Origin of the sequence: Archangium sp., from assembly GCF_045802675.1 — a bacterium.
Lineage (GTDB): Bacteria > Myxococcota > Myxococcia > Myxococcales > Myxococcaceae > Archangium.
The window spans coordinates 17,148-42,435 of record NZ_JBJMQO010000061.1 but is presented as its reverse complement, the minus strand read 5'-3'; the positions used below and the strand labels follow the sequence as shown (position 1 = coordinate 42,435).

The 25,288-nt window shown below is 68.7% G+C and carries 16 protein-coding genes and 2 pseudogenes; 8 read left to right on the top strand and 10 right to left on the bottom strand.

What is annotated here, in order from left to right; genetic code table 11:
• Positions 1-36: 36 nt before the first annotated feature.
• Positions 37-1,113, top strand: a complete 1,077-nt coding sequence (locus tag ACJ8AN_RS17825) for a class I SAM-dependent methyltransferase (RefSeq protein ID WP_407756580.1) — start codon at positions 37-39, stop codon at positions 1,111-1,113.
• An 18-nt stretch (positions 1,114-1,131) separates the two neighbouring features.
• Here ACJ8AN_RS17825 and ACJ8AN_RS17820 read toward each other — a convergent pair whose 3' ends face one another.
• Positions 1,132-1,719, bottom strand: coding sequence for a TIGR02265 family protein (locus ACJ8AN_RS17820; RefSeq protein ID WP_407756579.1), 588 nt, complete (start codon positions 1,717-1,719; stop codon positions 1,132-1,134).
• Between the two features lie 378 nt (positions 1,720-2,097).
• On the opposite strand from ACJ8AN_RS17820, the gene ACJ8AN_RS17815 reads away from it, so the two are divergent.
• A complete protein-coding gene (locus ACJ8AN_RS17815; protein WP_407756578.1) occupies positions 2,098-4,614 on the top strand; it encodes a glycogen/starch/alpha-glucan phosphorylase in 2,517 nt (838 codons plus the stop codon).
• A 74-nt stretch (positions 4,615-4,688) separates the two neighbouring features.
• On the opposite strand, the gene ACJ8AN_RS17810 is transcribed toward ACJ8AN_RS17815, so the two are convergent.
• From ACJ8AN_RS17810 to dnaE, 5 genes are all read right to left on the bottom strand, one after another.
• The gene (locus ACJ8AN_RS17810; protein WP_407756577.1) at positions 4,689-5,141 is read right to left on the bottom strand and encodes a hypothetical protein; all 453 of its coding nucleotides are present in this window, start codon (positions 5,139-5,141) and stop codon (positions 4,689-4,691) included.
• A 321-nt stretch (positions 5,142-5,462) separates the two neighbouring features.
• The gene (locus tag ACJ8AN_RS17805) at positions 5,463-11,069 is read right to left on the bottom strand and encodes a lamin tail domain-containing protein (protein ID WP_407756576.1); all 5,607 of its coding nucleotides are present in this window, start codon (positions 11,067-11,069) and stop codon (positions 5,463-5,465) included.
• Positions 11,070-11,209: 140 nt separating this feature from the next.
• Positions 11,210-12,013: an SDR family oxidoreductase gene (locus ACJ8AN_RS17800; protein ID WP_407756575.1), complete on the bottom strand. Its 804-nt coding sequence runs from the start codon at positions 12,011-12,013 to the stop codon at positions 11,210-11,212.
• 5 nt (positions 12,014-12,018) lie between these two features.
• Positions 12,019-12,846: a crotonase/enoyl-CoA hydratase family protein gene (locus ACJ8AN_RS17795; protein WP_407756574.1), complete on the bottom strand. Its 828-nt coding sequence runs from the start codon at positions 12,844-12,846 to the stop codon at positions 12,019-12,021.
• A gap of 67 nt (positions 12,847-12,913) precedes the next feature.
• Complete coding sequence (gene dnaE, locus ACJ8AN_RS17790) at positions 12,914-16,489, bottom strand: DNA polymerase III subunit alpha (RefSeq protein WP_407756573.1); 3,576 nt, start codon at positions 16,487-16,489, stop codon at positions 12,914-12,916.
• Positions 16,490-16,888: 399 nt separating this feature from the next.
• Between dnaE and ACJ8AN_RS17785 the strand changes: the two genes are divergently transcribed.
• From ACJ8AN_RS17785 to ACJ8AN_RS17775, 3 genes are all read left to right on the top strand, one after another.
• Entirely contained in the window at positions 16,889-17,341 is a 453-nt protein-coding gene (locus ACJ8AN_RS17785; RefSeq protein ID WP_407756572.1) for a Spy/CpxP family protein refolding chaperone, read from the top strand.
• 88 nt (positions 17,342-17,429) lie between these two features.
• Positions 17,430-18,245 carry a hypothetical protein gene (locus ACJ8AN_RS17780; RefSeq protein WP_407756571.1) on the top strand — a complete coding sequence of 272 codons (816 nt, stop codon included), beginning with the start codon at positions 17,430-17,432 and terminating at the stop codon, positions 18,243-18,245.
• Complete coding sequence (locus ACJ8AN_RS17775; protein WP_407756570.1) at positions 18,245-19,126, top strand: aldo/keto reductase; 882 nt, start codon at positions 18,245-18,247, stop codon at positions 19,124-19,126. Before ACJ8AN_RS17780 ends, ACJ8AN_RS17775 begins: the two co-directional genes overlap by 1 nt.
• 65 nt (positions 19,127-19,191) lie before the next feature.
• Here the strand turns inward: ACJ8AN_RS17775 and ACJ8AN_RS17770 are convergent, their stop codons facing one another.
• Positions 19,192-19,599, bottom strand: coding sequence for a c-type cytochrome (locus tag ACJ8AN_RS17770; RefSeq protein ID WP_407756569.1), 408 nt, complete (start codon positions 19,597-19,599; stop codon positions 19,192-19,194).
• A gap of 132 nt (positions 19,600-19,731) precedes the next feature.
• Between ACJ8AN_RS17770 and ACJ8AN_RS17765 the strand changes: the two genes are divergently transcribed.
• The 3 genes from ACJ8AN_RS17765 to ACJ8AN_RS17755 all read left to right on the top strand — a co-directional run bounded on the left by ACJ8AN_RS17765 (position 19,732) and on the right by ACJ8AN_RS17755 (position 22,656).
• Positions 19,732-20,172 carry an alpha/beta fold hydrolase gene (locus ACJ8AN_RS17765; RefSeq protein ID WP_407756568.1) on the top strand — a complete coding sequence of 147 codons (441 nt, stop codon included), beginning with the start codon at positions 19,732-19,734 and terminating at the stop codon, positions 20,170-20,172.
• A gap of 108 nt (positions 20,173-20,280) precedes the next feature.
• Entirely contained in the window at positions 20,281-21,144 is an 864-nt protein-coding gene (locus ACJ8AN_RS17760; protein WP_407756567.1) for an acyl-CoA desaturase, read from the top strand.
• Positions 21,145-21,210: 66 nt separating this feature from the next.
• Positions 21,211-22,656: a B12-binding domain-containing radical SAM protein gene (locus tag ACJ8AN_RS17755; protein WP_407756566.1), complete on the top strand. Its 1,446-nt coding sequence runs from the start codon at positions 21,211-21,213 to the stop codon at positions 22,654-22,656.
• Positions 22,657-23,035: 379 nt separating this feature from the next.
• On the opposite strand, the pseudogene ACJ8AN_RS17750 reads toward ACJ8AN_RS17755, so the two are convergent.
• From ACJ8AN_RS17750 to ACJ8AN_RS17740, 3 genes and pseudogenes are all read right to left on the bottom strand, one after another.
• A pseudogene (locus ACJ8AN_RS17750) lies at positions 23,036-23,492 on the bottom strand (response regulator); the annotation flags it as partial.
• Between the two features lie 253 nt (positions 23,493-23,745).
• A pseudogene (locus tag ACJ8AN_RS17745) lies at positions 23,746-23,814 on the bottom strand (hypothetical protein); the annotation flags it as partial.
• Positions 23,815-23,955: 141 nt separating this feature from the next.
• Positions 23,956-24,768, bottom strand: coding sequence for an acyl-CoA desaturase (locus ACJ8AN_RS17740; RefSeq protein WP_407756565.1), 813 nt, complete (start codon positions 24,766-24,768; stop codon positions 23,956-23,958).
• Positions 24,769-25,288: the final 520 nt, after the last annotated feature.

The window sequence follows — 25,288 nt, the reverse complement described above, 5'->3', positions numbered from 1 at the left end:
GCCCCCGCGTAATCCCCCCCAACCCCCGAAGACTGAATGTCCGCTATCGCCGAGTTCATCCAGACCGCCGAGGAGCTCCACCGTGGGCTCGTCCGGCTCAGTGAAGAGTTGCAACACGGGCTCCCCGAGCGCCTGGCGCGCTTCCCCCGGGATCCCCAGCAGCGCCAGGCCATGCAAGAGGAGCAGGCGGCGCTGCTGAAGAGGCGCATCCCCGAGGTCACCGCCTGGCTCAACAGCCACTTCGCGCACCTCACCGGGCTGGACACCCGGCTCACGGACGAAGAGCGCGAGCGGGCGCTGGAGCACCACCGCTCGGCCGTCCAGCCCTTCTTCCTGCAGAGCCCCCTCATCCGGCGGTGCGTGGACAAGCCCCTGGGCTACCCCGGCGACTACGCCACGGTGGAGATGATCTTCGATGGCGAGGATCGGGGCGTGGCCACCATGGCCCGGCTGCTCTCCCAGTACGCGCTCGACTGCGGGCCCGCCAAGGCCCACCGCGCGCGTCCGCCCTGGCTCCTGGGCCACCTGAGCCAGCGGGAAAAGCAGCTGGGACGCCCCCTGCGGGTGCTCTCGTTCGCCTGCGGGCCCGAGCACACCCTGCGCGAGCACACCGCCATGGGCGGCACCGGCTCCTACACCCTGTGCGACTTCGATCCGGCCCCGCTCGACTACTGCCGCAAGCACTTCGAGAAGCTCGCGCGCATGCCCCGGGGCGGCGTCCCCACGCCCCAACTGCGCTTCGTCCAGGTCTCCACCTACCAGTTGCTGCGCTACCGCGACTCCCTGGACAAGCTCCACCACCCGGACGGCCCCATGGACGTGGTGATCGCCGCGGGCATCCTCGACTACCTCAAGGAGAACGTCATGACCCGCTTCCTGGACATGATGTCCTCGCTGCTGGCGCCCGGCGGCCTGCTGCTGCTCACCAACCTCCACCAGCGCAATCCCTGGCGCTCGCTCATGGAGTACGTGTGCGACTGGAACGTCATCCACCGCACCAAGGAGCGCTTCCAGGTGCTGTGCGAGGGCGAGCCCGCGCGGGGGATGAGCACGCTCGAGCTCACCACCGACTCGACGGACACCAACATCTTCTGGGCGGGCCAGCGGCGCTGAGCGGCACCCGGGCCGGGCTCAGGACCACTCGAGCAGGTACTCCCCGTGGTCCAGGGCCACGGCCCGGCCCGTCACCTTGCCATTGCCCCTCAACACGAGCAGCGCCTGCGTGAGGGCGCCCTCGTGGAAGTAGATGGGCTGCATGTCCCCGCGGTAATGCAGCCGGAGGCGGTTGTCTCCCAGGTCCTCGCAGGAGCGCGTCCCGTAGCTGACGAGGGTGGAGTAGATGGTGTCCACCGAGGAGAAGACGCGCTTGGGGTCTCCCAGCCCCACGAGCTTCATCAGCGTATTGCCCACGTAGCTGCCGAAGAAGCCCGTCACCGTGGAGGCCCCGCACGCCCGGAAGGCATCCTCCAGGCTGGGGTACAGGGGCTCGAGCACGTCCACCGCCGTGTACAGCATCCGCAGGAAGTCCGCCGCCGGGTAGGAGAAGAAGTCCACCGGCATCTTCTTGAGCCGCTGCTGCTGCAGCATCCGGTCCATGCCCGCGCTGCCCGAGCGCTGCTCCACCAGTCCGTACACGGACTTGAAGATGAAGCCCCGCACGGTGTCCTCCGGCTTGCAGAGGGCCACCCGCTGGGCGAGGTCGCGCTTGTCACTGGGCATGAAAGGACCTTCTGGGTTCCAGGCCGGGGGCAGGACCTGGGCGCACCTGCTTCCTACCAAGTCCTTCACGGCACGGCGAGGTCTCCGCACGTCGCGCGCTCCGAGGAGACGTCCCCCGAGCGCCAGAGCCGCCCCGCTCGCTCCTCGGGCCGGCCGGCGGGTGATGGCGCGGCGAGAAGGCCAGGACTCGGGCCGGGCGGCGGAGCGGGTCCGTTCCCCGGAAACCCCGGGACTCCGAGCCGCATTCCAGCGCCCCCCCGGGCCCGGAGTGCCCGCCCGCCCTGGGAGCACGCATTTTTTCTTTCGGTGCGAGGTGTTGCGGCTCGTTCTACCCTACCGGGCTCAACGTTTTCCCATCACGAACCGAAAGCACCTCGTATGTCCACCCTCCCCGTCGCCGACCTGCCGCCCACCTCCGCGTCCGATACGAACGACACGGGACGTGAGCCCAACCGCACCGGGCTGGACCCGCGCAACGTGCGCCGCGGCTTCCTCGAGCACGTGCGTTTTTCGCGCGGCAAGAACCCCGAGACGGCCACCGCCCACGACCGCTTCATGGCCCTGTCGCTCGCCGTGCGCGACCGGCTCGCGGACCGCTGGGTCCGCACCGCGCGCACCTACTACGAGCAGGACGTGAAGCGCTCGTACTACCTGTCCGCCGAGTACCTGTTGGGTCGCGCGCTGGGCAACAACCTCATCAACATCGGCATGTACGAGGCCGCCGAGCAGGCCATGCGCGAGGTGGGGGTGGACCTCACCTCGCTCATCGAGATGGAGCCGGACGCGGGCCTGGGCAACGGCGGCCTGGGACGCCTGGCGGCGTGCTTCCTCGACTCGCTGGCCACGCTGGGCTACCCCGGCATGGGCTACGGCATCCGCTACGAGTTCGGCATCTTCACCCAGGACATCGTCGACGGCTACCAGGTGGAGCGCGCCGACGAGTGGCTGAAGTTCGGCAACCCCTGGGAAATCGTCCGCCCGGAGAAGGCGGTGCCGGTGCGCTTCTTCGGCCGCGTGGAGCACCACCAGGGCGCCGACGGCCGGCCCGTGGCGCGCTGGGTGGGCGGAAAGACCGTGGTGGGCGTGCCCTATGACACGCCCATCGCCGGCTACGGCAACAACACCGTCAACACCCTGCGCCTGTGGCAGGCGCGCGCCAGCGAGGAGTTCGATCTCCTGCTCTTCAACGCCGGCGACTACGAGCGCTCGGTGGTGGAGAAGAACGACTCGGAGGTCATCTCCAAGGTCCTCTACCCCAACGACGCCTTCCAGGCCGGCAAGGAGCTGCGCCTCAAGCAGCAGTACTTCTTCGTGGCGTGCTCCATCGCGGACATCGTCCGGCGCTACCTCAAGAGCCACACCGACTTCAACGACTTCCCCAAGAAGGCGGCCATCCAGCTCAACGACACCCACCCGGCCATCGCCGTGGCCGAGCTGATGCGCGTGCTCGTGGACGAGAAGCGCCTGCAGTGGGACGACGCCTTCAACATCACCCAGGCCACGTTCGGCTACACCAACCACACGCTCCTGGCCGAGGCCATGGAGAAGTGGCCCGCCACGCTCTTCGAGCGCCTGCTGCCGCGCCACCTGGAAATCATCTACGAAATCAACCACCGCTTCCTGCGCCAGGTGCAGATCCGCTACCCGTTCGACCATGACCGGATGCGCCGGATGAGCCTCGTGGAGGAGGGCCCGGAGAAGAAGATCCGCATGGCGCACCTGGCGGTGGTGGGCAGCCACAGCGTCAACGGCGTGGCCGAGCTGCATACCAACCTGCTGCGCCGCGACGTGCTCCCGGACTTCGCGGAGATGTTCCCCGAGCGCTTCAACAACAAGACCAACGGCGTGACGCCCCGCCGCTGGCTCGCGTGGAGCAACCCCCGCCTGTCCAAGCTCATTACCAGCCGCATCGGCCCGGGGTGGACCACGGACCTGGATCAGCTCCAGAAGCTCGCGCCGCACGCGGAGGACGCCGAGTTCCGCAAGGCCTTCGCCGAGGTGAAGAAGCAGAACAAGGAAGACCTCGCCCGCTACCTGCGAGACCAGTGCTGGGTGAACCTGGACCCGAACGCCATCTTCGACGTGCAGATCAAGCGCCTGCACGAGTACAAGCGCCAGCTGCTCAACGCCCTGCACGTCGTGTCGCTGTGGATGAAGGCCCGGAGGGATCCGAGCACCATCATCGCCCCGCGCGTGTTCCTCTTCGGCGCCAAGGCGGCGCCGGGCTACCACCTGGCCAAGCTCATCATCCGCCTCATCAACGGCATCGGCGAGGTGGTCAACAGCGACGCGGGCACCACGGGCCTCCAGGTGCTCTTCGTGCCCAACTACCGGGTGAGCCTCGCCGAGCGCATCATCCCCGCCACGGACGTCTCCGAGCAGATCTCCACCGCGGGCATGGAGGCCTCGGGCACCGGCAACATGAAGTTCATGATGAACGGCGCGCTCACGCTGGGCACGCTGGACGGCGCCAACGTGGAGATCCGCCAGCAGGTGGGCGACGAGAACTTCTTCCTCTTCGGCCTCACCGCCGACGAGGTCATCGCCCGCAAGCGCGCCGGCTACCAGCCCCGCGAGGAGTACGAGCGCAACGTGGAGCTGCGCGAGGCGATTGATCTCATCGGCTCGGGCTTCTTCTCGCCCGAGGACAAGAACCTCTTCAAGCCGCTGGTGGACAGCCTGCTGGAGGAGGACCGCTACCTGGTGCTGGCCGACTTCGGCGCGTACGCGGCGAAGCAGCAGGAGGTGGCGCGCACCTACAAGGATCAGGACAAGTGGACGCGCATGGCCATCCACAACGTGGCCCAGTCGGGCATCTTCTCCTCGGACCGCACCATCAAGCAGTACGCCGAGGAAATCTGGCAGGTGAAGCAGACGCCCACCGCGGGCTCGTGAGCCCCTGAGCTGACGGCGTCACCCCGGAGGCCCGCGGCGCGCACCCCGCCCGCGGGCCTTCGTGTATGCGGGGCTCACCCCGCCTGGGCGCCCGGAAGGCCGAAGTGGTGCCGGATGCGCTCGGCGTCCGAGCGCAGGCCGTGCTCCTCCAGCTTGCCCATCACGTACCGCAAGGCCGAGTCCATGTCGGACACGGCGGCATTGGGCATGGGCAGCGGCTTGAGGTGGAAGACGAGGCTCAGCGACAGGCGCACGGGCGCCGAGGTGATGATGCTGGCGTTGCCGAGCACCCGCTCGCGCAGCTCCGCGTCGTGCTTGCGCAGCCACTCCACCTGCATGGCGCGCTGGGCGGCCGAGGGAATGCCCACCTGGGCGATGTCCGTGATGCTGACGTAGCGCTCGCCCCGTTCCACGAAGGTGCTGGAGTGGGTGAGGAACCCCTCGTACTGCTTGTCCGTCATCACGCCGTTGGCGCGGAGGATGAGCAGGGGCCAGAGCGAGTCGTCGAAGGTGACGCGCGCGCTCATGTTTCCTCCGACATGGGCGGCCTTCGGTGGAACGGAAGATGACTGTTCGAGAAACACCTGGCGCCGCTGCCTCCGTGCCCTGGCGCCGTGCTCGGCCATTCCACGGCGGGGCGCCCGGGCACCCTACAGCCGAAGCTCCGCCGCCACGATGGGGCCCCCCACGGACAGCCCTCCACCTGAAACGAACCGGTGTCCGATGTCCACCAGCCAACGCCCACTTGTCACGCCCGGAGCCGGGGTGCCGCTCTTCTCGAATTCAAAGAAAAAGGGCCGCCCCGGTTACCCGGAGCGGCCCCTCTCAGCGCTCAACGGTGTGAGCGACTACGGCGTCTCGGTGGCGCTCGTGGAGCTCTGCGGCTGACGCGCCGCGCGGGTCACGAAGTCCGTCGAGTTGTTGTCCGTGTCGTAGCCATTGCCACGGGAGGCATCGGTGCCGCCGACGGCCATGGTGGCGGAGGTGGAGGTGCTGACCGCCTTGCGCTCGAGGCTGCCACCCACGGCGGGGTGCGCCGGAGCGGCGGTGCCCTCGGGCGAATTCCCGGTGCCCCACCCCAGCTTGTCCACGGTCTTCGGGTCGTTGGCGTTGGCCGGATCGAGGCCCGGGCCGATGCGCACGTGACCACCCGCCGTGGTCGATGCCGACGTGTCGAAGGTGTAGCCGAGATCCTTGGCCGCAGTGCCAGTGCCACTGTAGTTGGCACCCCCGAGCAGGAAGTACTTCTTGGGCTGGATGAAGGTCCCCGCGGGGATCGTCACCGAACTGCTGTAGGTGGTGCCCGTGGCCGACTTGTACTGCACCGTCCACCCATTGAGGTCCACCGGGCTATCGGTCGGGTTGTAGAGCTCGATGAACTCGTCCGTCGCGGCCGTCCCCGTACCATTGCCTCCGGAGAACTCGCTGATGACCACGTGGTTGGCGATCCCCGGCGGAGTCGTCGAGGTGATCGTCACGGTGCCAAAGACGCCGCTGGCCGGAGCCGCGATGCCGTTCGCATCGCAGTACACGTAGGCCGAGGCCGTCCCGGTGACCGGGTCCTTGAAGTAGTACCGGAAGCCGTAGTTGTACGAGCCCGCGGTGCCAATGGTCAGCGTGCCCACCGTCTGGTCGTAGTCGCTCACCGGGGGGCTGTAGCTGCCGTCGTACGCGATCGGCGCCCAGGTCCAGGTGGTGGCGGACGTCGAGGCCGTGCCGTAACCCAGCTCGGCGAACACGAACGGGTACATGTCGTTGCCCGCCATGTTCCGGTCGGTCACGCTCACCCCGCGGAACTGGCTGGTGATGGTGATGGGCGTCCCCACGGGGGTGGACGGGACCGTCTTCGGCGACTGGATGTTGCAGAAGTTCAGCGACGGGGTGGCCGTCATGCCGCACGCGGAGTTGGCGGCGTTGGGCGAGCCGTAGTCGCCGCCCGACAGCAGCACGTCCGAGTCACACCAGTACCAGGGGTAACCGTCGGAGCGGGTGCCCACGATGAGCGACGAGAGGCTCATCGCCTTGCCCGCCGTCTGCGGGAAGCTCGACGTGTAGCCGAAGTCCGTCACCGTCGTGCCGCCATTGACGAGCGTGATCTGCCCCGAGCCGTCCAGCACGATGGTACCCGGGTACTGGTAGCTCGCCGAGACCCCACCGTTGGTGGCCGTGTTCTTGTCGGACGCCAGGACGAAGGTGCCCTTGCGGCCGATCACCTGCGGGACACCGCCCGCGTCCACCAGGAAGGAGCGCGGAGTGCCGGCGGCGTTCTTGTAGGTGACCGTGAGGCCGCTGAGGTTGAGCAGGTTGCTCGTGGTGTTCGTCACCTCGAAGTACTCGGTGGCCGGGGTGGCCGCGGTGCTCGAGGGCGAGTGCATCACCTCGGTGACGAGCAGCTGGTTGGCCGCGGGCTTCGCCGCCGTGTCGCACGTGCCGTTGAAGCAGACGGCATTGCTGCCCGTGCAGGCGGTGGACGTCTGCGACTCCTGGCAGGTGGCGGTGTTGCTCACGTCGACGCAGGTCTCCGTGTAGGTGATGCGCGACACCCCGTCCGGAGCGCAGGTGGGCGCGGTCACCGGGCAGACGTAGCCGGCGCACGGGTCCACGTTGGTCGTCGTGTCCGCCGCGTTCGCGAAGGACAGGCTCGCGTTGGTGGCGTCGTCCTTGATCCTCAGCGCGAAGTAATACTGCGTCGAGGGCTTCAGCCCGGTGACGAGGACGGACTCCGTGGAGCCCCGCGGCTGGGACAGGCCCGTGAGGCTCGCCGTGACGGCATCGAAGTTCGCGGCGGTGATGGGGCTCGTCGAGTAGCGCAGGTCGTAGCTGGTGGAGTCGCCCACCAGGACGTCATCCCCCGGAGCCGTCCAGCTCAGCGCCAGCTGGGTGCTCGTCTTGTCCGACACGGAGAGCGACACGGTGGCCGGAGCAATGTCGTCCGTGATGGTGAACGTGTTGCTGCTGGCGCCGTTCAGGGACCCGCCCATGGCGTCGAGCCGGAAGCCCGTGCCCTGCTGGTCCACGGACAGGTCCGTGAAGGTGGCGATGCCCGCGACGGGCTTGACCGGCTGCGTGCCCGAGAGCACGGCGCTGGCATTACCACCCGCCAGGGCCACGGTGACATCCGGAGTGCCGGTGTTGACGGTGTTGCCGTACGTGTCGGTGATGCGCACGCTCACCGGCGCCAGCGCCGTGCGCACCCGGGCGTTCGTGGGCTGAGCGACGAAGGCGAGCTTCGCGGGCGTATTCGGGTCGACCTGGACGTGGGCCGTCGCGGCCAGGAAGGGGCTGGCCCCGTCCTGCAGGGACACCGTCTGGTCCGCGCCCGCCGTCTTGAGCGTCACGGAAAAGGCCTTGTGGCCCGCGTCCGTGGAGGTGAACGGGGTGCTGGCGGGGAGGACCGCCTGCGCGTCGTTCGAGGTGAAGCCGAGGGTGCCCCGGTAGCCGGTGGCCAGGTTGCCGAAGGAGTCCTTCAGCGTCACGTCGAAGGAGAGCGCCGTGCCAGCGAGGACCGGCCCGGTGGGCGACACCACCAGCACGAGCTCCGAGGCCGACTCCGCGGAGACGGCCAGCGTATGGGAGTCGCTCAGGGAATTGGCCGCGTCCGTCACCGTGAGCTTCGTGGAGACGGCCTTCTTCAGCGTGACGCTGAACAGGCGGCTGCCCGAGTCCGTGGGGGTAAAGGCGTAATCCGCCGGCAGCACGGCCTGGTCCGCGTCCGCGGAGAAGGCCACCGTGCCGGAGTAGTCCTTCACGAGGTTGTCCTGGGCATCCAGCGCGGAGACCTTCACGCTCACCGGCGTGCCGGCCTTCGCGGTGTCCGGGGACTCCAGCACGAGCTTCGCCACGCCGCTCCACTTCACCGTGGTGCTGGCCGTGGCGGTGTACGCCGCCTTCACCGTGTCCGTCACCGTGAGCGAGGTGGTGGCCGACGGCGCGCCCGCGGTGAGCAGCTTCACGGAGAACGTCTTGAGGCCCGCGTCGGTGCCCGTGAAGGCGTAATCCGCGGGCAGCACGGCCCTCGCGTCCGAGGACGTGAAGTGCACCGTGCCGGTGTACGCGGTGTCACGCGCGCCGAAGCCGTCGAGGACCTCGACCGTGACGGAGACCGTGTCGCCCGAGATGACCTCCGACGGCAGGCCCGTCAGCACCAGCTTACCCGCGGGCGCCGCTGTCACCTCGGTCGTCTGCTTGCCGTCCGTCAGGCCGGGGGCGGACACCGTGAGGGACTGCGAGCCCTCGGTGCGCAGAATCACGCCCGGGAGGGTGTGCTGGCCCTTGTCCGCGGCGGTGAAGGCGTAGCTCGCCGGACTGGTGGCCGCCGCGTCGCTGGAGGCGAACGACACCGTGCCGGTATAGCCCTCCGCGAGGTTGCCGTAGGCGTCGCGCACCGTCACCGTCACGCTCTGCTCGGTACGGGCGACGACCGTCGAGGGCAGGCCCGAGAGCTCCAGGCTCGCGGCCGCCGCGGGAGCGATATCGAAGGAAGTGCTGGTGGCGAGGGTGAGGCCGCTCGAGGTGGCCTCCAGCGTGTAGCCCGTGCCCGCCTTGTCGATGCGCACGTTGGTGAAGGTGGCCACGCCATTGACCGCCGCCACGGGGGAGGGATCGAAGCCCGTGACGCCCTTCACGGTGAGCGCCACCGCCGAGGTCGCGTTGCCGACGACCAGGCCATCGGCATCCTGGATCTCCACCTGGATGGTGGCCAGGGGCGTGCCGGCCGTGCCGCTCTTGGGCTGCACGGTGAAGGCGAGCTTGGAGGCCGTGGGGGACGGCGTGGAAGCCATGAGCGAGGCCGAGAGCGCGGCGTTGCCCGCGTTGTCCGTCACCCGCAGGGCCACGTAGTAGGTGGTGCCCTGGGTGAGGCCGGTGAGGGTGGCCGACTCGATGCTGCCGGCCGGCTGGGGAACCCTCACCCCCAGGGACACCGGGGTGGCGGCGTCGAAGTCCATGTCCGAGGCGATGGGCGCCGTGGAATAGCGCAGGTCATAGCCGCTCGCGATCCCGGCATCGCCGTCATCCCCCACCGCCGTCCACCGCACGGTGAGCGAGGTGGGCGTGGCGCCCGTCTGCGCGAGGCCCGGCACGGAGGGCTTCACGTCGTCGATGATGGTGAAGGCCTCGCTGAGGCCGGACGCGCCACCCGCCGCGGAGGCCGTCAGCACGTAGCCCGAATTCTCCTCGGCGATGGACAGGCCCGAGAAGGAGGCCACGCCATCCACCGGCGCCACGGACACGAGGCCCGCCAGCGTGCCCCCGTTGTTGAGCGAGAGCGACACCGCCGGAGCCCCCGCGAGCACCCGGTTCCCGAAGGCGTCCGCCAGCACCACCTGGACCCCGAACGGCGCACGGACCGAGTGGTTGCGCGGCTGCTGGGTGAAGACGAGCTGGCTGGCGGCACCCGGCACCACGGCGAGTTCCACCGAGTCCGTGAGGGCCGCGTCCACCGAGTCCTGCACCGTCACGCTGCGGGTGCCCACCTGCTTCAGCACGAGGTCCGTGAAGGTGTGGCGGCCCAGGTCGGCCGCGGTGAACGTGTAGTCCGCCGGCAGCGTGGCCAACGCATCATCCGAGGAGAAGCCCACCGTGCCGGTGTAGCCCACCGCCTCGTTGCCGAAGGCGTCGCGCACCACCACCTCGAGGCTGGCCGCGCTGCCCGCCATCACGGGCTCCGCCGAGGCCGTCACCGCCAGCGAGGCGGCGGCGGCGGGAGCCACGGTGAAGATCGGGCTCGCCGCGCCCGTGAGGCCCTCGGCGTTCGCCACCAGCATGTAGCCCTCGCCGGCCTTCTCGAGCACCAGCTCGGAGAAGCGCGCCACACCGTTCACCGCCACCGCCGACGCCGTCCCCTTCAGGGTGGCCGCCGCCGGACCGGAGGCGAGCGCCACCGTCACGGTGGAGCTCGCGTCCGTCATCGTCTCGCCATCGGCGTTCTGGAGGGTGACCTCGAACACGCCCAGCGTCGCGCCGGCCGTGCCGGACGCGGGTGCCGAGGTGAAGGCCAGCTTGGAGGCCGGCAGCACGACGAACTCGACGGTGGGCTGGGACGACAGCGTCACCGGGCCGCCCTCGGCCTCCACCGACACCGTCACCTTCTTCGTGCCCGCGGCCGTGGACGTCAGCTTCGCCGTCGCCACGCCCTCGTCATCCGTGGAGCCCGCCGGCTGCGTCACGGTGTTGCCCTCGCCGGAGACGGACACCTTCACCGTGCGGCCCGCCAGCGCCGTGCCGTCCGCCTTGCGCACCGTCACCTGGATGCCGACGGACTCCGTACCATTGGCCCTCACGCCCAGCGCCTTGCTCACCGCCACCGACGAGCGGTCCGCGTCCGGCATCTCGCGCGTGACGGGGGGCGGGGTGACGGGGTCTCCACCACAACTCGCGCCGCACCCGGAAGTGAGACCGAGCAACAACACGCTCCACGCGACCAATCGCGTGAGCGTGGGGGGGCCATGCATCATGAACGTCTCCTGATTGAGGAAGAACCGAACCCGCCAGGGGGGGAAAAGTGGCGGGGACGCAGTGCGTTCTACCAGACACTCTCTTGCTGGAAAAACGAAGCGTCAGGAGACGAGCTCGGCACCTTGCTGCCGTGGGATTCTCACATTCCCATGGCCTGGAGCATGAGGCCAGAGCCGAGCAGGGACTGGCCGCCGTCGCACACCATGATGGAGCCGGTGATGTACGAGGCCGCGTCCGACGCCAGGAAAAGCGCGAGTTGCGAGATATCCTGCTTGGTGCCGAAGCGCTGCAGGGGCAGGGCGCGGGAGAGCTTCTCGTGCGAGTCGCTGGAGGGGGCGAGCCGGCGCATGCCCTCGGTGTCCTCGATGGGGCCGGGGGTGATGGAGTTGAGGCGCACGCCCACCCCACCCCACTCGATGGCGAGGGTGCGGGTGAGCATGTCCACACCGGCCTTGGCGGCGCACACATGGGCCTGCATGGCCATGGGCAGGTAGGCCTGGGGCGCGGAGATGTTGAGCACGCAGGCGCCCGGCTTGCGCAGGTGCTCGAAGGCGGCGCGGCAGGCGTTGAAGGTGCCGAGCACGTCGATCTCCAGCACGGACTTGAAGCCGTTGGAGGACATGCCCACGGCGGGAGCGGGGAAGTTGCCGGCCGCGCCGCACACGAGGATATCGATTTCCCCGTACGCGTCGCGCGCCTGCTGGAAGGACTTCTCCATGGCGTCGTACTGGCGCACGTCGGCGGACAGGCCCATGGCGGTGCCGTGCGCCTGGAGGCCCTTCACGGCCGCCTCGAGCTTCTCCACGTTGCGGCCGTTGATGACGACCTTGGCGCCCGCCTTCACGAAGGCCTCGGCGATGCCGAGGTTGATGCCACTGCTCCCCCCGGTGACGAAGGCCACCTTGCCCGCGAGCAGACCGTCCCGGAAAACACCCTGTGCCATGTGACTCAGCTCCCCTGGAAGCGCGGAGGCCGCCGCTCGGCGTACGCGGCGAAGGCCTCGGCGAGGTCATTGGATTGAAGGAAGGCGGAGTTCCACACCGCCACGTAGCGCAGGCCGTCCGCCACGGACTTGTCCGCGCAGTACTCCATCACCTGCTTGGCCCCCTGCACCACGAGCGGGGGGTTGTCGGCGATCTTCCGGGCGGTGGCCCGGGCCTGGGCCAGCAGCTCCTCGGGGGTGGCGAACACCTGGTTCACCAGGCCCATCTGGAGGGCGCGCTCGGCGTCGACGTCGCCGCCGGTATAGGCGAGCTCGCGCGTGTTCCCCTCGCCGATGATGCGCGGCAGCCGCTGGAGCGCGCCGAGGTCCGCGGTGATGCCCACGCGCACCTCGCGCAGGGAGAACTTCGCCTCGCGGGAGCAGTAGCGGAAGTCGCACGCGGCGATGAGGTCCATGCCCCCGCCGATGCACCAGCCGTGCACCGCCGCCAGCACCGGCTTGCGGCAGCGGGCGAGCCCCTCGGTGGCGGCCTGCATCTTCTCGATGAGCTGGAGCAGCTTCGTGCGCTCGAGCGCGAGGTTGCCCTCGCCCATGATGAGCGGCCCGAGCGACTCCGTCATGGCCATGAGGTCCAGGCCATAGGTGAAGTGGGCACCCTCGCCGCGCAGGAGGATGACGCGCACCGAGTCATCCGCGTCGAGCGCCCGGAGCACCTCGGGCATGTCGCGCCAGAAGTCCGGTCCGAGCGCATTGCCCTTGCCGGGGCCGGTGAGCACCACCTCGGCGATGCCCTCCGCCTGCTCGAGCCGGAGAGACGCGTATGCCGTGGCCATGGAAAGCCCTCCCTCGTGAGGAAGGGCCACTATGAACAGAACGCCCGGGCAGCGTCCACGCCCGCGCTCAGCCGAACTCGACCACCTTCATGCCGAAGAGCCGCTCCACGGATTGAATCAGCTCGTCGCTCACCTGCACCTTGAGCGCCGTGTTGCCGATGAGCGCCTCGGCCTCGTTGGTGAAGAGCAGGCTGACGGCCACCGGCGTGGCGCCCGCGTACTGTTTGGCGAGCTCCGCCAGCTTCGCCATGCGCTCGTCCGTGGCGAGGTCCACCGGCAGCCGCAGCTCCAGCCGCCTGGTGCGCTTCTCGCGCACGGCCTTGAGGCTCTGGATGTCCTCGACGATGAGCTCCACCACGGGCGTGTCCTCGTCGCGCTGGTTGATTTGCACGGTGCCCGTCACGAGGATGGGGTCATCGCTCTTGAGCAGCGGCTCCCAGTGCTCGAAGCCGGGCTTGGGCCCCGACTTCGTCCACTTGCCGTCCTTGCCCATGACGTTGCGCGTGCCGTCCTTGCCCGGGAAGCACACCAGCTCGATGGAGCCGGACAGGTCCTCCAGCGTCACCCACGCCATGCGCTTGCCCGTCTTGGTGGGCCGCTCGCGCAGCGCCGCCACGATGCCGGCGATGGTGAGCTTCTCGTCCTTGCGCGCGCGCTGCACCGCGGTGATGGGCCGGGCGTAGCGCTTGAGTTCCTTGTCGTACTGGTGCAGCGGGTGGCCCGACACGTAGAAGCCGATGGACTCCTTCTCCAGCGACAGGCGCTCCTTCTCCGGCCACTCCTCCACCTGGGCGTAGTCGTTCTTCATCGCGCCGCCGGCGGCCGAGGCGCCCCCGCCCAGTATCCCGAAGAGCGAGCTCTGCCCCGCGGCCTTGTCCTTCTGGCTGCTGGAGCCGCGGCTCATCGCGCGCTCGATGGTCTCGAAGAGCTGGCGCCGCGGGCGGTTCTCGAAGTCGAAGGCGCCCGCCTTCACCAGCGCTTCGAGCACCTTGCGGTTCACCTTGCGCGAGTCCACGCGCTCGCAGAAGTCGAACAGGCTCTTGAAGGGCCCTTCCTTGCGCGCCTCGACGATGGACTCGATGGCGCCCTCGCCCACGCCCTTGATGGCGCCCAGGCCGAAGCGGATTTTTCCCTCCACCGCGCCGAAGGCCATGTCCGACTGGTTCACGTCCGGCGGCAGCACCTGCACGCCCGACTGCCGGGCCTCGCCGATGTGCAGCACCACCTTGTCGGTGTTGTCCTTCTCGCTGGTGAGAAGGGCCGCCATGAACTCCACGCGGTAGTGTGCCTTGAGCCACGCCGTGTGGACGGTGACCAGGCCGTAGGCCGCCGAGTGGCTCTTGTTGAAGCCGTACTCGGCGAACTTCTCCATCAGGTCGAAGATTTCGCCGGCCACCTTCAGGTCGACGTTGTTCTTCTTGCAGCCCTCGAGGAAGCCGGCCCGCTCGGCCTGCATGACCTCGGCCTTCTTCTTGCCCATCGCGCGGCGCAGCAGGTCCGCGCGGCCCAGGGTGTAGCCTCCCAGCACCTGGGAGATCTGCATCACCTGTTCCTGGTAGACGATGACGCCGTAGGTGTCCTTGAGGACGGGCTCCAGCGCGGGGTGCGGGTACACCACCGGCTCGCGGCCGTGCTTGCGGTTGATGAAGACGTCCACCATGCCCGAGTCGAGCGGACCCGGGCGGTAGAGCGCGCCAGCGGCGACGACGTCCTCGAAGCAGGACGGCTTGAGCTTCATCACCATTTCGGTGAAGCCGCTGGACTCCATCTGGAAGACGCCGGCCGTGTCGCCCTCGGCCATCAGCTTCCAGACCTCCGCGTCACCCTGCAGCGGGATGTCCTCGCGCAGGATGGGCTTGCCGTTGGGCGGGGTGCGGTTGACGAGGTTGAGCGCGTTCTGGATGACGGTGAGCGTCTTGAGGCCGAGGAAGTCGAACTTCACCAGGCCCGCGGCCTCCACCTCGTCCTTGGCGAACTGGGTGATGAGGGTGTCCTCACCCGGAGGCTGGTAGGTGGGGACGAACTCCCACAGCGGCTTGTCGGCGATGACGACGCCGGCCGCGTGCATGCCGGGCTGACGGTGCAGGCCCTCGAGCGCGAGGGCAATCTCCAGCACGTCCTTGGTGGTGACGTCCTTGCCGTCCACCTGCCCGATGGCGGTGGGCTTCTCCATCATCTCCTTGAGGCGAGGCTCCTGCTCGATGGCGTCCTTGAGGGTGATGCCGAGCACCTCGGGCACCAGCTTGGCGATCCGGTCACCTTCGCTGAAGGGCAGCGCGAACACGCGGCACACGTCGCGCAGCACGCTCTTGGCCTTGAGCGAGCCGAACGTGATGATCTGCCCCACGTTGTTCTCGCCGTACTTGCGGCCCACGTACTTGATGACCTCGTCGCGCCGGTCCTGGCAGAAGTCGACGTCGAAGTCGGGCATCGACACGCGCTCGGGGTTGAGGAAGCGCTCGAAGAGGAGGTTGTACGGGAGCGGATCCAGGTCGGTGATCCGCAGGCAGTAGGCCACGAGCGAACCGGCGCCCGAGCCACGGCCCGGCCCCACCGGAATCCCGTTCTGCTTGGCCCAGTTGATGAAGTCCTGAACGATGAGGAAGTAGCCACTGAACCCCATCTTCTGGATGACGCCGATCTCCAGCTCCAGACGGGCCTTGTAGGGCTCGCGGTCCACGGGCGGCTGGCCGGCGCGATAGCTCGCCAGGTCGATCTCCTTGAAGCGCTCCTCGAGGTTGGCGCGGGCCAGCTCCGCCATGAAGCTGTCGGGCGAGTGGCTGTCGGGCACCTGGAAGGTGGGCAGCATGGGCTTGCCCAGCTTCAGCTCCAGGTTGATCTGCTCGACGATGCGCTGGGTGTTGTGGACGGCCTCGGGGGTGTCCTTGAAGTACTCCAGCATCTCCTGGGGACTGGTGACGTAGAGCTTGTCCGTGGAGTGCTTCATGCGCTTGCCGTCGGCGAGCGTCTTGCCGCTGGCGATGCACATGAGGAGCTCGTGGGCGCGCGCGTCCTCTTTCTTGATGTAGTGCGCGTCCGCGGTGGCGCACAGCCCGATGCCCAGGTCGCGGCCGAGCTGCTTGAGGTTTTCGTTGGCCTTCTCCTGCTCGGGCATCCCGTTGGACTGCACCTCGAGGAAGAAGTGCTCGGGCTCGAAGATTTCCTTGTACTCGAGCGCCGCCTTGCGGGCGTGGTCCATGTCCCCGCGGAAGGCCGCGCCCGTCACTTCACCACCCAGGCACGCGGTGAGCGCGAAGAGACCCTTGCTGTGGTCCTTGAGCAGCTGCTTGTCGATGCGCGGGTGGTAGTAGAAGCCCTCGCGGTAGGCCATGGACGAGAGGTACTTGAGGTTGTCGTACCCGTCCTTGTTCTTGGCCAGGAGGATGAGGTGGTGGCCCACCTTCTCCGTGCGGTCCTTGCGCCCCTTCGGACCCGCGACGTACGTCTCCATCCCGATGATGGGCTTGATGCCCGCGTCCTTGGCCTTCTTGTAGAAGTCGATGGTGGCGAACATGTTGCCGTGGTCGGTCACGGCCACGCTCGTCATCCCCTTCTCCTTCACCGTCTTGATGAGGTCCTTCATCCGGATCGCCCCATCGAGGAGCGAGTACAGGGAGTGCAGGTGGAGATGGGTAAAGGACATGGCAGGAAAGTAGTGTGGAAGAGGGGCTACAGCATCACATTTGTTCAGGGCCGCCGGGCTCGCCAGTTTCTGGCCGGACGACGCGTCCGGAGCCGGAAAATCGGCCCCGGCACGTTGTGCCATGCCCCACACAGGCGGTGAAGGAGCCATCAGGTCGGGCACGGAGCACGGGGCCTGCTACCTGGGATGGCACCCCGGCGGCCTCCCGCCAGGCCACCCGGCGGGCGAGCGGGCTTGGGGACCTCACGGGCCCGGAGCCCGCCCCCGCGAGCCCTTCACACTTCTTTACCCGGCGAAAAAGCGCCCGAAATGAGCCCCGCGCAATCTGTCCACCATCGCCGATTGACGGCGTCCACGCAGGAAAAGCGGGGCCTCGCGGGGCCCCTGGAGCATCACGCCATGAAGACCACGTCCAAGCTGCTCGTCGCCGGTTCCGCCGTCCTCGCCGTCGTCCTCCTCTCGGGCTTCCGCGGCGGACACATGGGCTGGGGCCCTCGCGACCCCGAGCGCGTCAAGCAGATGATCACCTGGCGGATGGATGACCGGCTCGAGGAGCTCAAGGCCACCGACGCCCAGAAGCAGGCCCTCCACGGGCTGAAGGACTCGCTCTTCGACGACGGCAAGCGCCTCTTCGAGGAGCAGAAGGGCGCGAAGGAGCAGCTGCTCCAGCAGTGGGAGTTGCCCAACCCGGACAGCAAGGCCGTGCACGCCCTGGTGGACGCGCGCGTGGACGCCTTCCGGGCCTTCGCCCACAAGCTGGCCGACGCCGCCCTGGAGGCCCACCGCGTCCTCACCCCCGAGCAGCGCCAGCAGGTGACGGCCGACGTCCGTGAGCACATGAACGCCCGGTAGCGGGTGATTGCATGCGGTAGCACACATGGGGCTGGACCGGGGTCCAATCCGGCCCCCCGGCCCGGTGCCGGGTGAGTACCCTGGCGGGGTGCCCCAGAACTATCAAGAATACGCCCGCCGCATCCGCGGCTACGCCGACATCGCCGAGGTGAACGAGTACGCCCGAGTCGTCGAGGGCGGTGTCGAGTACCCGCTCTTCCGGCTCACCCTGCCGGGGGACCGTTGGCTGGTCATCACCTCGGGCTTCCACGGGGAGGAGCCCGCCGGCCCGCTCACCCTGTGCCAGTACTTCGAGGACATCGCCGTGTACGCCCGTGAACGGCGCGTGGGGCTGCGCGTGTACCCGTGCATCAACCCCTCGGGCTTCGAGGACGGCACCCGCTACAACCGCAGCGGCGAGAAGCCCAACAACGACTTCCTGCGCTACGAGACGGCCCCCGGCGTGTGGAAGGGCGAGCTCACCCGCGACGAGGCCTTCCTGCGCTGGGCCCTGTACGAGGGCGGGCCCAAGGAGACGCGCGCGGTGCGCTCGGACATCGCGCGCTACCCCGCCCCGGCCGCCGCGCTCGACATCCACCAGGACAACTACCTGCCGGGCGCCGCCACGTACGCCTATACCTTCGGGGACAAGGCGCCCTTCCGCCGCCACATGGAGGCCGCGGCGGCGTACGCCCGCGTCATCCGCAACGAGAAGGTGGACGAGGTCAACCGCACCGACCCGGACGGCCTCATCGAGTACAACGACGGGAGCGTCACCGATTTCTTCCTGCGCAGCGGGGTGCCCTTCGCCGCGGCACTGGAGACCACCACGGCGACTCCGCTAGAAGCCTGCCACGCCATCAACCTCATCTGGATTCGCGGCTTCATCGACCTGGCCGCGCGGGGTGGCAACGGGAGCACATGATGATTCGCAGACCTCTGGGCAACACCGGCCTTCACGTCTCCGTCCTGGGATTTGGCGCGGGGCCGGTGGGAAGTCCAGAGCTGTCCGAGCCCGAGGCCGAGGCCCTCCTCCACGGGGTGCTGGACTCGGGCATCAACCTCATCGACACCGCGCCCAGCTACGGGCAGTCCGAGGAGCGCATCGGCCGCTACCTGCAGCGGCGGCGCGGGGACGTGGTCCTCTCCACCAAGTGCGGCTACGGCGTGCCCGGCGTGGAGGACTGGACGGGCCCCTGCATCACCCAGGGCATTGACCTGGCCCTGGGCCGGCTGCGCACGGACGTCATTGATGTCGTCCACTTCCACTCGTGCCCGGTGGACGTGCTCGAGCGCCCCGGCGTGGTGGACGCGCTCCAGCGCGCCGTGGAGGTGGGCAAGGTGCGCGTGGCCGCGTACTCGGGGGACAACGCGCCCCTGGGCTGGGCGCTGTACTCGGGGGCGTTCGGCTCGGTGCAGACGTCCGTCAACGTGTTCGACCAGAAGGTGATGGATTGGGGCCTGCCCGTGGCGCGCGAGCGGGGCATCGGCGTCATCGCCAAGCGGCCCCTGGGCAACGCGCCCTGGCGCTTCTCCGAGCGCCCCGGTGCCCCGGACATCGCGACGTACTGGGACCGGATGCGCGCCATGGCCATGGAAACCGAGGTCCTGGACTGGAGCGAGCTGGCCCTGCGCTTCGCCGCCTTCGTGCCCGGGGTGTCGAGCTGCATCGTGGGCACCACGCGCGCGGAGAACCTCCAGCGCAACCTGCGCGCCCTGGAGAAGGGCCCCCTGCCCGAGCCCCTCGTGGAGCGCATCCGCGGCGCGTTCCGCCGCCACGGCGAGGGCTGGGACGGGCTCATCTGAGCAAAGCAGAGCCCCCTGGCCTTTGCCTGCACCAGGGGGCCCACGACTCCCGGGAAACCGGCCGCCTACTTCTTCGGCGTGGCCTTCTTCGCGCCCTTCGCGTCCGCGGGCTTGCCCTGCTTCTGCAGCTCGACGACGTAGTGGGCCAGCGCCCAGCGATCCTCCTCGGGGAGGTTCACGAAGGCCACCATCGCGCTTCCCGGCACGCCCTTGCCGAGCGTCTGGAAGATCTGCTCCGGCTTGTTGCCCTGCTTGAAGGGCTCGGTGAGGAAGTTGCGCGGCTTGGGGTTCAGATACGTCCCCATCGGCCCGTCACCCTCGCCCTTCATGCCGTGGCACGTCTGGCAGTAGGTGGCGTATACGCCCTTGCCCTTTTCGATCAGGGCCGGCGTGGCCTTCGGCGGAGGCTCGGCCGCGACAGCCGCGCCTCCCACCACGAACGACAGCACCAGCCCCATCCACTTCGTACTCATGCGTTGCGACTCCCTGTGAGCCTCCTGGCTCGACGCGCCCATTGTAGTAGCTCGACTGCACCGCGCCACACTTGCCACCCGAGCAGGCGCCCCGCCCACTGCCGCCCTCGATGGGCCCGCCGCCCGTCTACCGTGGAGAGCGCCAGGGCCGGGCGCACCCACCTGGGGAAGCTGGGCTGGGACGATGCGCGCTGGGAGTCCGAGGCCCGCAAGTACCTCACGCTCTGGCGCACGCACTACACCCTGCCCGAGCAGCCCCGTGGGCCCAAGGGAGGGCTCGTGCTCGTCCAGGGCGAACGCGCCTCGGACACTCCGGCGGCCACGGCGCGCCCGGCCGACGCCCCCGTTGCGCCTGGAACCACGACCCTGTCGCGCACGTACCCGGTGCGGCTGCGCACGGTGGACCTCGGAGGCCCCGTGCACTACGCCGACTACGGCGGGAGCGGGCGCACGCGGGTGCTGCTGCACGGCCTGGGCGGCAGCTACCTCAACTGGCTCCCGGCGGCGCCCGAGCTGGCGAAGCACGCGCGGGTGCTCGCGCTGGACCTCGTGGGCTTCGGGTACATCCTGTAGCGCGACGGCAAGCGCAGTGCGCTGGATGGCTCAATCGATCCAGGCCCGTTAGAGTCACCCGGTTGACCGGAGACCGTCTCCATTCGCCTCCGATGGAAGTCCGCCCTCATGTCCTCCGCTACACCTTCAGAGCCGTCACGCCGCTCACGCACCCACACCGCCATCGCCGTCTACATGGTGCTCGTGCACGGGCTCGCCGCCTCCTCGCTGTGGCTTCCCTGGCCGCCCTTCGCGCTGCCGGTGGTCATCGGGCTGCACGTGAGCATCATGCTCGGCACCACGGTGGGGCTGCACCGGCTGCTCAGTCATCGCGCCTTCCGCTGTCCGCGCTGGGTCGAGTATGGGCTCGTCACGCTCGCCATGCTCTCCGGGCAGGGCAGCCCACTGCTGTGGGCCTCCATCCACCGCATCCACCATGTCCACACCGACCTGCCGGAGGACATCCACTCCCCGCTGCGCGGCCTCTGGTATTCGCACCTGGGGTGGATCCTCGACGAGGACTCCACGGACTCCGAGGCCTGGCGCAAGTACTGCCGCGACCTCGCCGAGGATCGCTACTACCTCTGGCTGCTGCGCTACCGCATGGTGCCCCAGGCCGTCACGGTGGTGCTGCTCGGCCTGACACTCGGCTGGAGCGCGCTGCCCGCCTGCTTCTTCCTGCCGCTGGTGCTCTGGATGCACAGCACCTACTGCGTGAACTCGGTGTGCCACGTCCGGTTCCTCGGCTTCCGCACCCCTGACACGCGCGACTTCAGCCGCAATGTGTGGTGGGTCAGCGTGTTCGCCCTGGGCGAAGGCTGGCACAACAACCACCACGCCTTCCCGGGCTCCGCGCCGCACGGGCAGGCCTGGTGGCAGTTGGATCCGCGCTGGGCCTTCATCCGGCTGCTGCGCGTGTGCGGTCTCGCGTGGGACGGGAAGCTCCCCGGCCAGCGCGCTCCCGAGCCCCAGCCGGAAACCCGGGCGACCTGAAGCGCGCGCCCGTTCCCGAAGCCCCCGCCCCTCCCCACTTCCCTTTGCTTCACCCGAGGCACGTCCATGCGGATCGCCATCATCTCCACCTATACCCATCCCACCCGGCTCCACATCAAGGAGCCGTCCATCATGCAGTCCTCGGTGCCCGAGCTCATCGCCGCGCTCTGTCCCGAGGACGCGGACATCGAGCTCTACAACGAGAAGGAGATGGACATCCCGCTCGATAGGGAGTGGGACCTGGTCTTCTTCTCGTACCTGCACTCGTACTACGAGCACACGAAGGTGCTCTCCACGCTGCTGCGCCAGCGGGGCATCGTCACGGTGGCGGGCGGGCGCCACGCGAGCCACTTCCCGGACGACTGCGAGAAATACTTCGACGCCGTCATCACCGGCGAGCCCGAGCCCAACGTGCCCGCGCTGGTGGAGGACTTCCAGAAGGGCCAGCTCAAGAAGCGCTACGCCCTGGCCTCGAAGGGCGTCACGGACATCCGCCCGTACCGCTATGACCTCATCGACTTCACGCACAACAAGGTGCGCCTGCCGGGGATTGAAGCCTCGCGAGGCTGTCCCTTCAGCTGCAACTTCTGCGTGCTCACCGGGCACGAGCGCTACCGCTACCGGCCGGTGTCCGAGGTCATCGACGAAATCCAGACGCGCATGTGCTGGAACAAGAACTTCTTCGGGCTGCTGGATGACGCGTTCGTCTTCCTGGACAACAACCTGGGGGGCTCGCCCAAGTACCTGCGCGAGCTGTGCGAGGCGCTCATCCCGCTCAAGAAGACGTGGGGCTGCGCGCTCACCTTCAACGTGCTCAAGGACGAGGCGCTGGTGAAGTTGATGGCCCGCGCGGGCTGCCGCTACATCTACACCGGCCTGGAGTCGCTCAACCCCGACTCCATCGAGGCGATGAACAAGGGCCAGAACAAGCTGTCCGAGGTGGAAGCGGTCATCCGCCGTGCGTTCTCCGCCGGAATCCTGCTGTCCTTCGGGCTCATCGTGGGCTCGGACGGAGACACCAACGAGTACCTGGAGAAGGTGCCCCAGTACCTCGCGGACCTGAGCTACTTCTCCATCACCTTCCTGGGCATCGTCTGCCCCTACCCCGAGACGCCCTTCTTCCGCGAGGTGGCCTCCGAGGGCCGACTGCTGCCCGGCACCCTCAGCCGCGACTACGACGGCTACACGCTCTGCCACCGCCCGAAGCACCTGCACCCTTCCGAGGTGGTGGAGCACTTCCAGCGGCTGTGCCACACCCTGGGCAGCCTGCCCAACATCGCCAAGCACTACTGGTCCAAGCTGGCGATGAGCGACATGCCTCGCTACAAGAGCACCATCCTCTTCTCGGGGCCGGAAATCCTCAGCATCCGCAACCCGGTGAAGAACAAGGCGCGGCGCTACATCGCCGGGATGGACGCGCTCGAGGAGTGGGACGTCCAGCAGATGGCGAGGCTGGGGCTGGAGCCGCAGCGCATCATCCCGCCGGGGCCCCCGCTGTCCTTGGTGAGCTGAGCCAGCTCGCCCCGCTGGCGCTGGCGGCTTCGGCGGAAAAAGAGGACCCCGGCTCGCCTGCTGGCGGCCGGGGCCTTGCTACTTCCAGTGGAGGCGGCGGGATTCGAACCTGCCGCCTGCACTCCCAGAGTGCGAGCCTGGCCCCGGCGCGAGCGCCCCCTCAGGCCGCGTGGTGTTGAGTCTCAAGACAGCCAAGAGGCCCAGGGCCCCTGCCGCACCCCTCCTGGGAGGACGGCCTGGGCCGGCGTGTACCCCAAAGGGACTGCGCGGCCTCTCCACCGGCCTGGTGCACCACTCGGCCGGCCCCCTTCAGCGGCCCTCCTCGACCTCTCTGCTCCAGCCCTCTCCCTCAACACGCCTCCCATCCTTCTTATACGCTAGCCGGGCTGCCGCCCACCCGCGCGCTCAGGCTGTGGCGCTCATTCGAACAGCCTCGCCCGCGACAGCTCCAATGCGCGCTCCACCTTGTGGTACAACTCGCCTTCTTTGAATGGCTTCTGGATGTAGTCGTACGCCCCCAGGCGCCTGCTCTCCACCGCGCTCTCGCTGGAGCCGAAGGCAGTCATTATGATGACCTGGAGGCGCGGGATCTGCTTCAGCGCGCGCTGGAGGAGGGTGAGCCCGTCCATGGGCTCCATCTTCAGGTCCGTCAGCATCAGGTCCACTCCTCCCATGGCGAGCATGGACAGTGCCTCCTCCCCGGAGGCTGCTTCGATGACGTAGTAGCCCTCGGCGCGCAGCATGAGCGCGGTAATGGTGCGCATGTTGCGCTGGTCGTTTACCACCAGGATGCGGCCGCGGATGAACGGGGTGGATGCGTTGTTCACGTTCACCATGATGCTGCAAGAGCCGACGTCGTTGAAGCCGTTTGAATCCTTTGACACCCTCTCTGGGGCTCCGGATCGTACGCCGCGTACACCTCGCCCATGGCGCCCGGGCCGATGCGCTCGAGCACCACGTAGCGCTCGAGCGTGGCCCCCGGGGCCAGGGGGCGTCCAGGGAGGCCTCCGGCGCGTGCTCGGCGGCGCTGGCGCTCAAGGCCACCAGCAGCTGGCACTCGGAGCAGCCCTCCATGTGCGCCAGGACGCGCCCCCGGTGCTCCTCCGCGAGCAGCCCCTCGAGGAAGTCGCTCAGTGTGGTCTCGTCCGGGCAGTCCATCAAGGAATGCACGTTATCAGAGGAGTCCGGCTCCACCACCCTGGGGGGCGCGCGGGGCACTCAGCCGCGCAGCTCGGCGGGCCCGGTCTCGCGCGTCATGTGTAGCCCGAGCTCGCGGTGCGCCGTGAAGGAGCCGGGGCCTCAGTCTTCCGGAGCCTCCCTCGCGGGCACCGCCGCCGCGGCGGGATGCAACGTGGCCAGTCGCAGCTTGACGAGCAGCCGCAGCACCAGCCCGCCCACGTCGAGCTGCCACGGCCCTCGCCCGAGCAGCGGCGAGCGCGGGTAGGCGTGGTGGTTGTTGTGCCAGCCCTCGCCCAGCGCCCACAGCCCCACCCACCACACGTTGCGGCTCTCATCGGGCGAGTCGTACGAGCGGAACCCGAGGCGGCTCGCGTGGCACACCGCGTTCACCGTGTACTGGGCGTGCATCCACAGCTTGAGCGGCAGGTACATCACGAGCGGCACGGCCCGCCAGCCCCACACCGCGACGATGAGCGCCAGGAGGAGCCCGTGCGGAATCCACCGGTAGCGCAGCAGCCAGAGGTAGTAGCGGTCCTGGGCGAGGTCGCGGCAGTAGGTCTTGTAGGCCTCGCGGTCCGTGGACAAATCATCCACCACCCAGCCGAGGTAGCTGTACCAGAAGCCCTTGTGCGGCGTGTGCGGGTCGCCTTCCTGGTCGGCATTCCCGTGGTGGAGGCGGTGGTTGGCCACCCACTCGAGCGGGCTGGTCTGGAGGGTCAGCATGGCGGCGGTGACGAGCGCGTACTCCAGCCAGCGGGGGCACTCGAAGGAGCGATGCGTCAGCTTGCGATGGAGCCCCAGGGTCGTCCCCAGCCCGACCAGCATGAAGACGCCGAAGCCCGCGAGCACCCAGTCCAGGCGCCACGGGAGCACGAACGCCGCGAGCGCCAGCCCGTGGTAGATGACCAGGATGAGTCCGACGACCGGGTTCATCCGGACGGGTCTCGCTGCCAGGCTGGATGTCTGCATGAAGCCTCCACCGCGGGGCTCGGGGCGCCCCATTCGAGAGCGGATACCGACGTGCGGTGAGCATATGGCCAATGCCGAAGAGGCGAAACGCTTCAAATCAACGAGCTCCTGTCCAAGCTGGACTGAGTTCAGCGGCACCGGGTCTCCCGCCGCGGCGATGCGGTGCACCTCGCCCTCACGCCGCCCGGCGGAGATGAGCGGCGAGCCTGACAACACAGGAACGCTGGCTCGGGAACCGGGCTCACCCGAGCGCGCGCTTCCCTGTGCTCAAAACTCCGCGCCCATCTTCGCGTTTCGCTCCCGAATCGCCTCTTCGGTCCTCGGCACGGATTCGAACCCGTAGACGAGGCGATGGAAAACCCCAAGCAGGACGCGCGTCATCCCGCCCCGTCCCACGCCGTTCCCCCATGTGCTGCCTCCAACCCCGCTGGAGGGGCACACTGGGGGCACATGCAGCCCAACCAGGTCAAGCCGCTCACGGACG

Coding starts and splice junctions, on each gene's coding strand:
- ACJ8AN_RS17825 (WP_407756580.1), top strand. CDS start 37: ATGTCCGCTATCGCCGAGTTCATCCAGACCGCCGAGGAGCTCCACCGT.
- ACJ8AN_RS17820 (WP_407756579.1), bottom strand. CDS start 1,719: ATGCCCAGTGACAAGCGCGACCTCGCCCAGCGGGTGGCCCTCTGCAAG.
- ACJ8AN_RS17815 (WP_407756578.1), top strand. CDS start 2,098: ATGTCCACCCTCCCCGTCGCCGACCTGCCGCCCACCTCCGCGTCCGAT.
- ACJ8AN_RS17810 (WP_407756577.1), bottom strand. CDS start 5,141: ATGAGCGCGCGCGTCACCTTCGACGACTCGCTCTGGCCCCTGCTCATC.
- ACJ8AN_RS17805 (WP_407756576.1), bottom strand. CDS start 11,069: ATGATGCATGGCCCCCCCACGCTCACGCGATTGGTCGCGTGGAGCGTG.
- ACJ8AN_RS17800 (WP_407756575.1), bottom strand. CDS start 12,013: ATGGCACAGGGTGTTTTCCGGGACGGTCTGCTCGCGGGCAAGGTGGCC.
- ACJ8AN_RS17795 (WP_407756574.1), bottom strand. CDS start 12,846: ATGGCCACGGCATACGCGTCTCTCCGGCTCGAGCAGGCGGAGGGCATC.
- dnaE (WP_407756573.1), bottom strand. CDS start 16,489: ATGTCCTTTACCCATCTCCACCTGCACTCCCTGTACTCGCTCCTCGAT.
- ACJ8AN_RS17785 (WP_407756572.1), top strand. CDS start 16,889: ATGAAGACCACGTCCAAGCTGCTCGTCGCCGGTTCCGCCGTCCTCGCC.
- ACJ8AN_RS17775 (WP_407756570.1), top strand. CDS start 18,245: ATGATTCGCAGACCTCTGGGCAACACCGGCCTTCACGTCTCCGTCCTG.
- ACJ8AN_RS17770 (WP_407756569.1), bottom strand. CDS start 19,599: ATGAGTACGAAGTGGATGGGGCTGGTGCTGTCGTTCGTGGTGGGAGGC.
- ACJ8AN_RS17760 (WP_407756567.1), top strand. CDS start 20,281: ATGTCCTCCGCTACACCTTCAGAGCCGTCACGCCGCTCACGCACCCAC.
- ACJ8AN_RS17755 (WP_407756566.1), top strand. CDS start 21,211: ATGCGGATCGCCATCATCTCCACCTATACCCATCCCACCCGGCTCCAC.
- ACJ8AN_RS17740 (WP_407756565.1), bottom strand. CDS start 24,768: ATGAACCCGGTCGTCGGACTCATCCTGGTCATCTACCACGGGCTGGCG.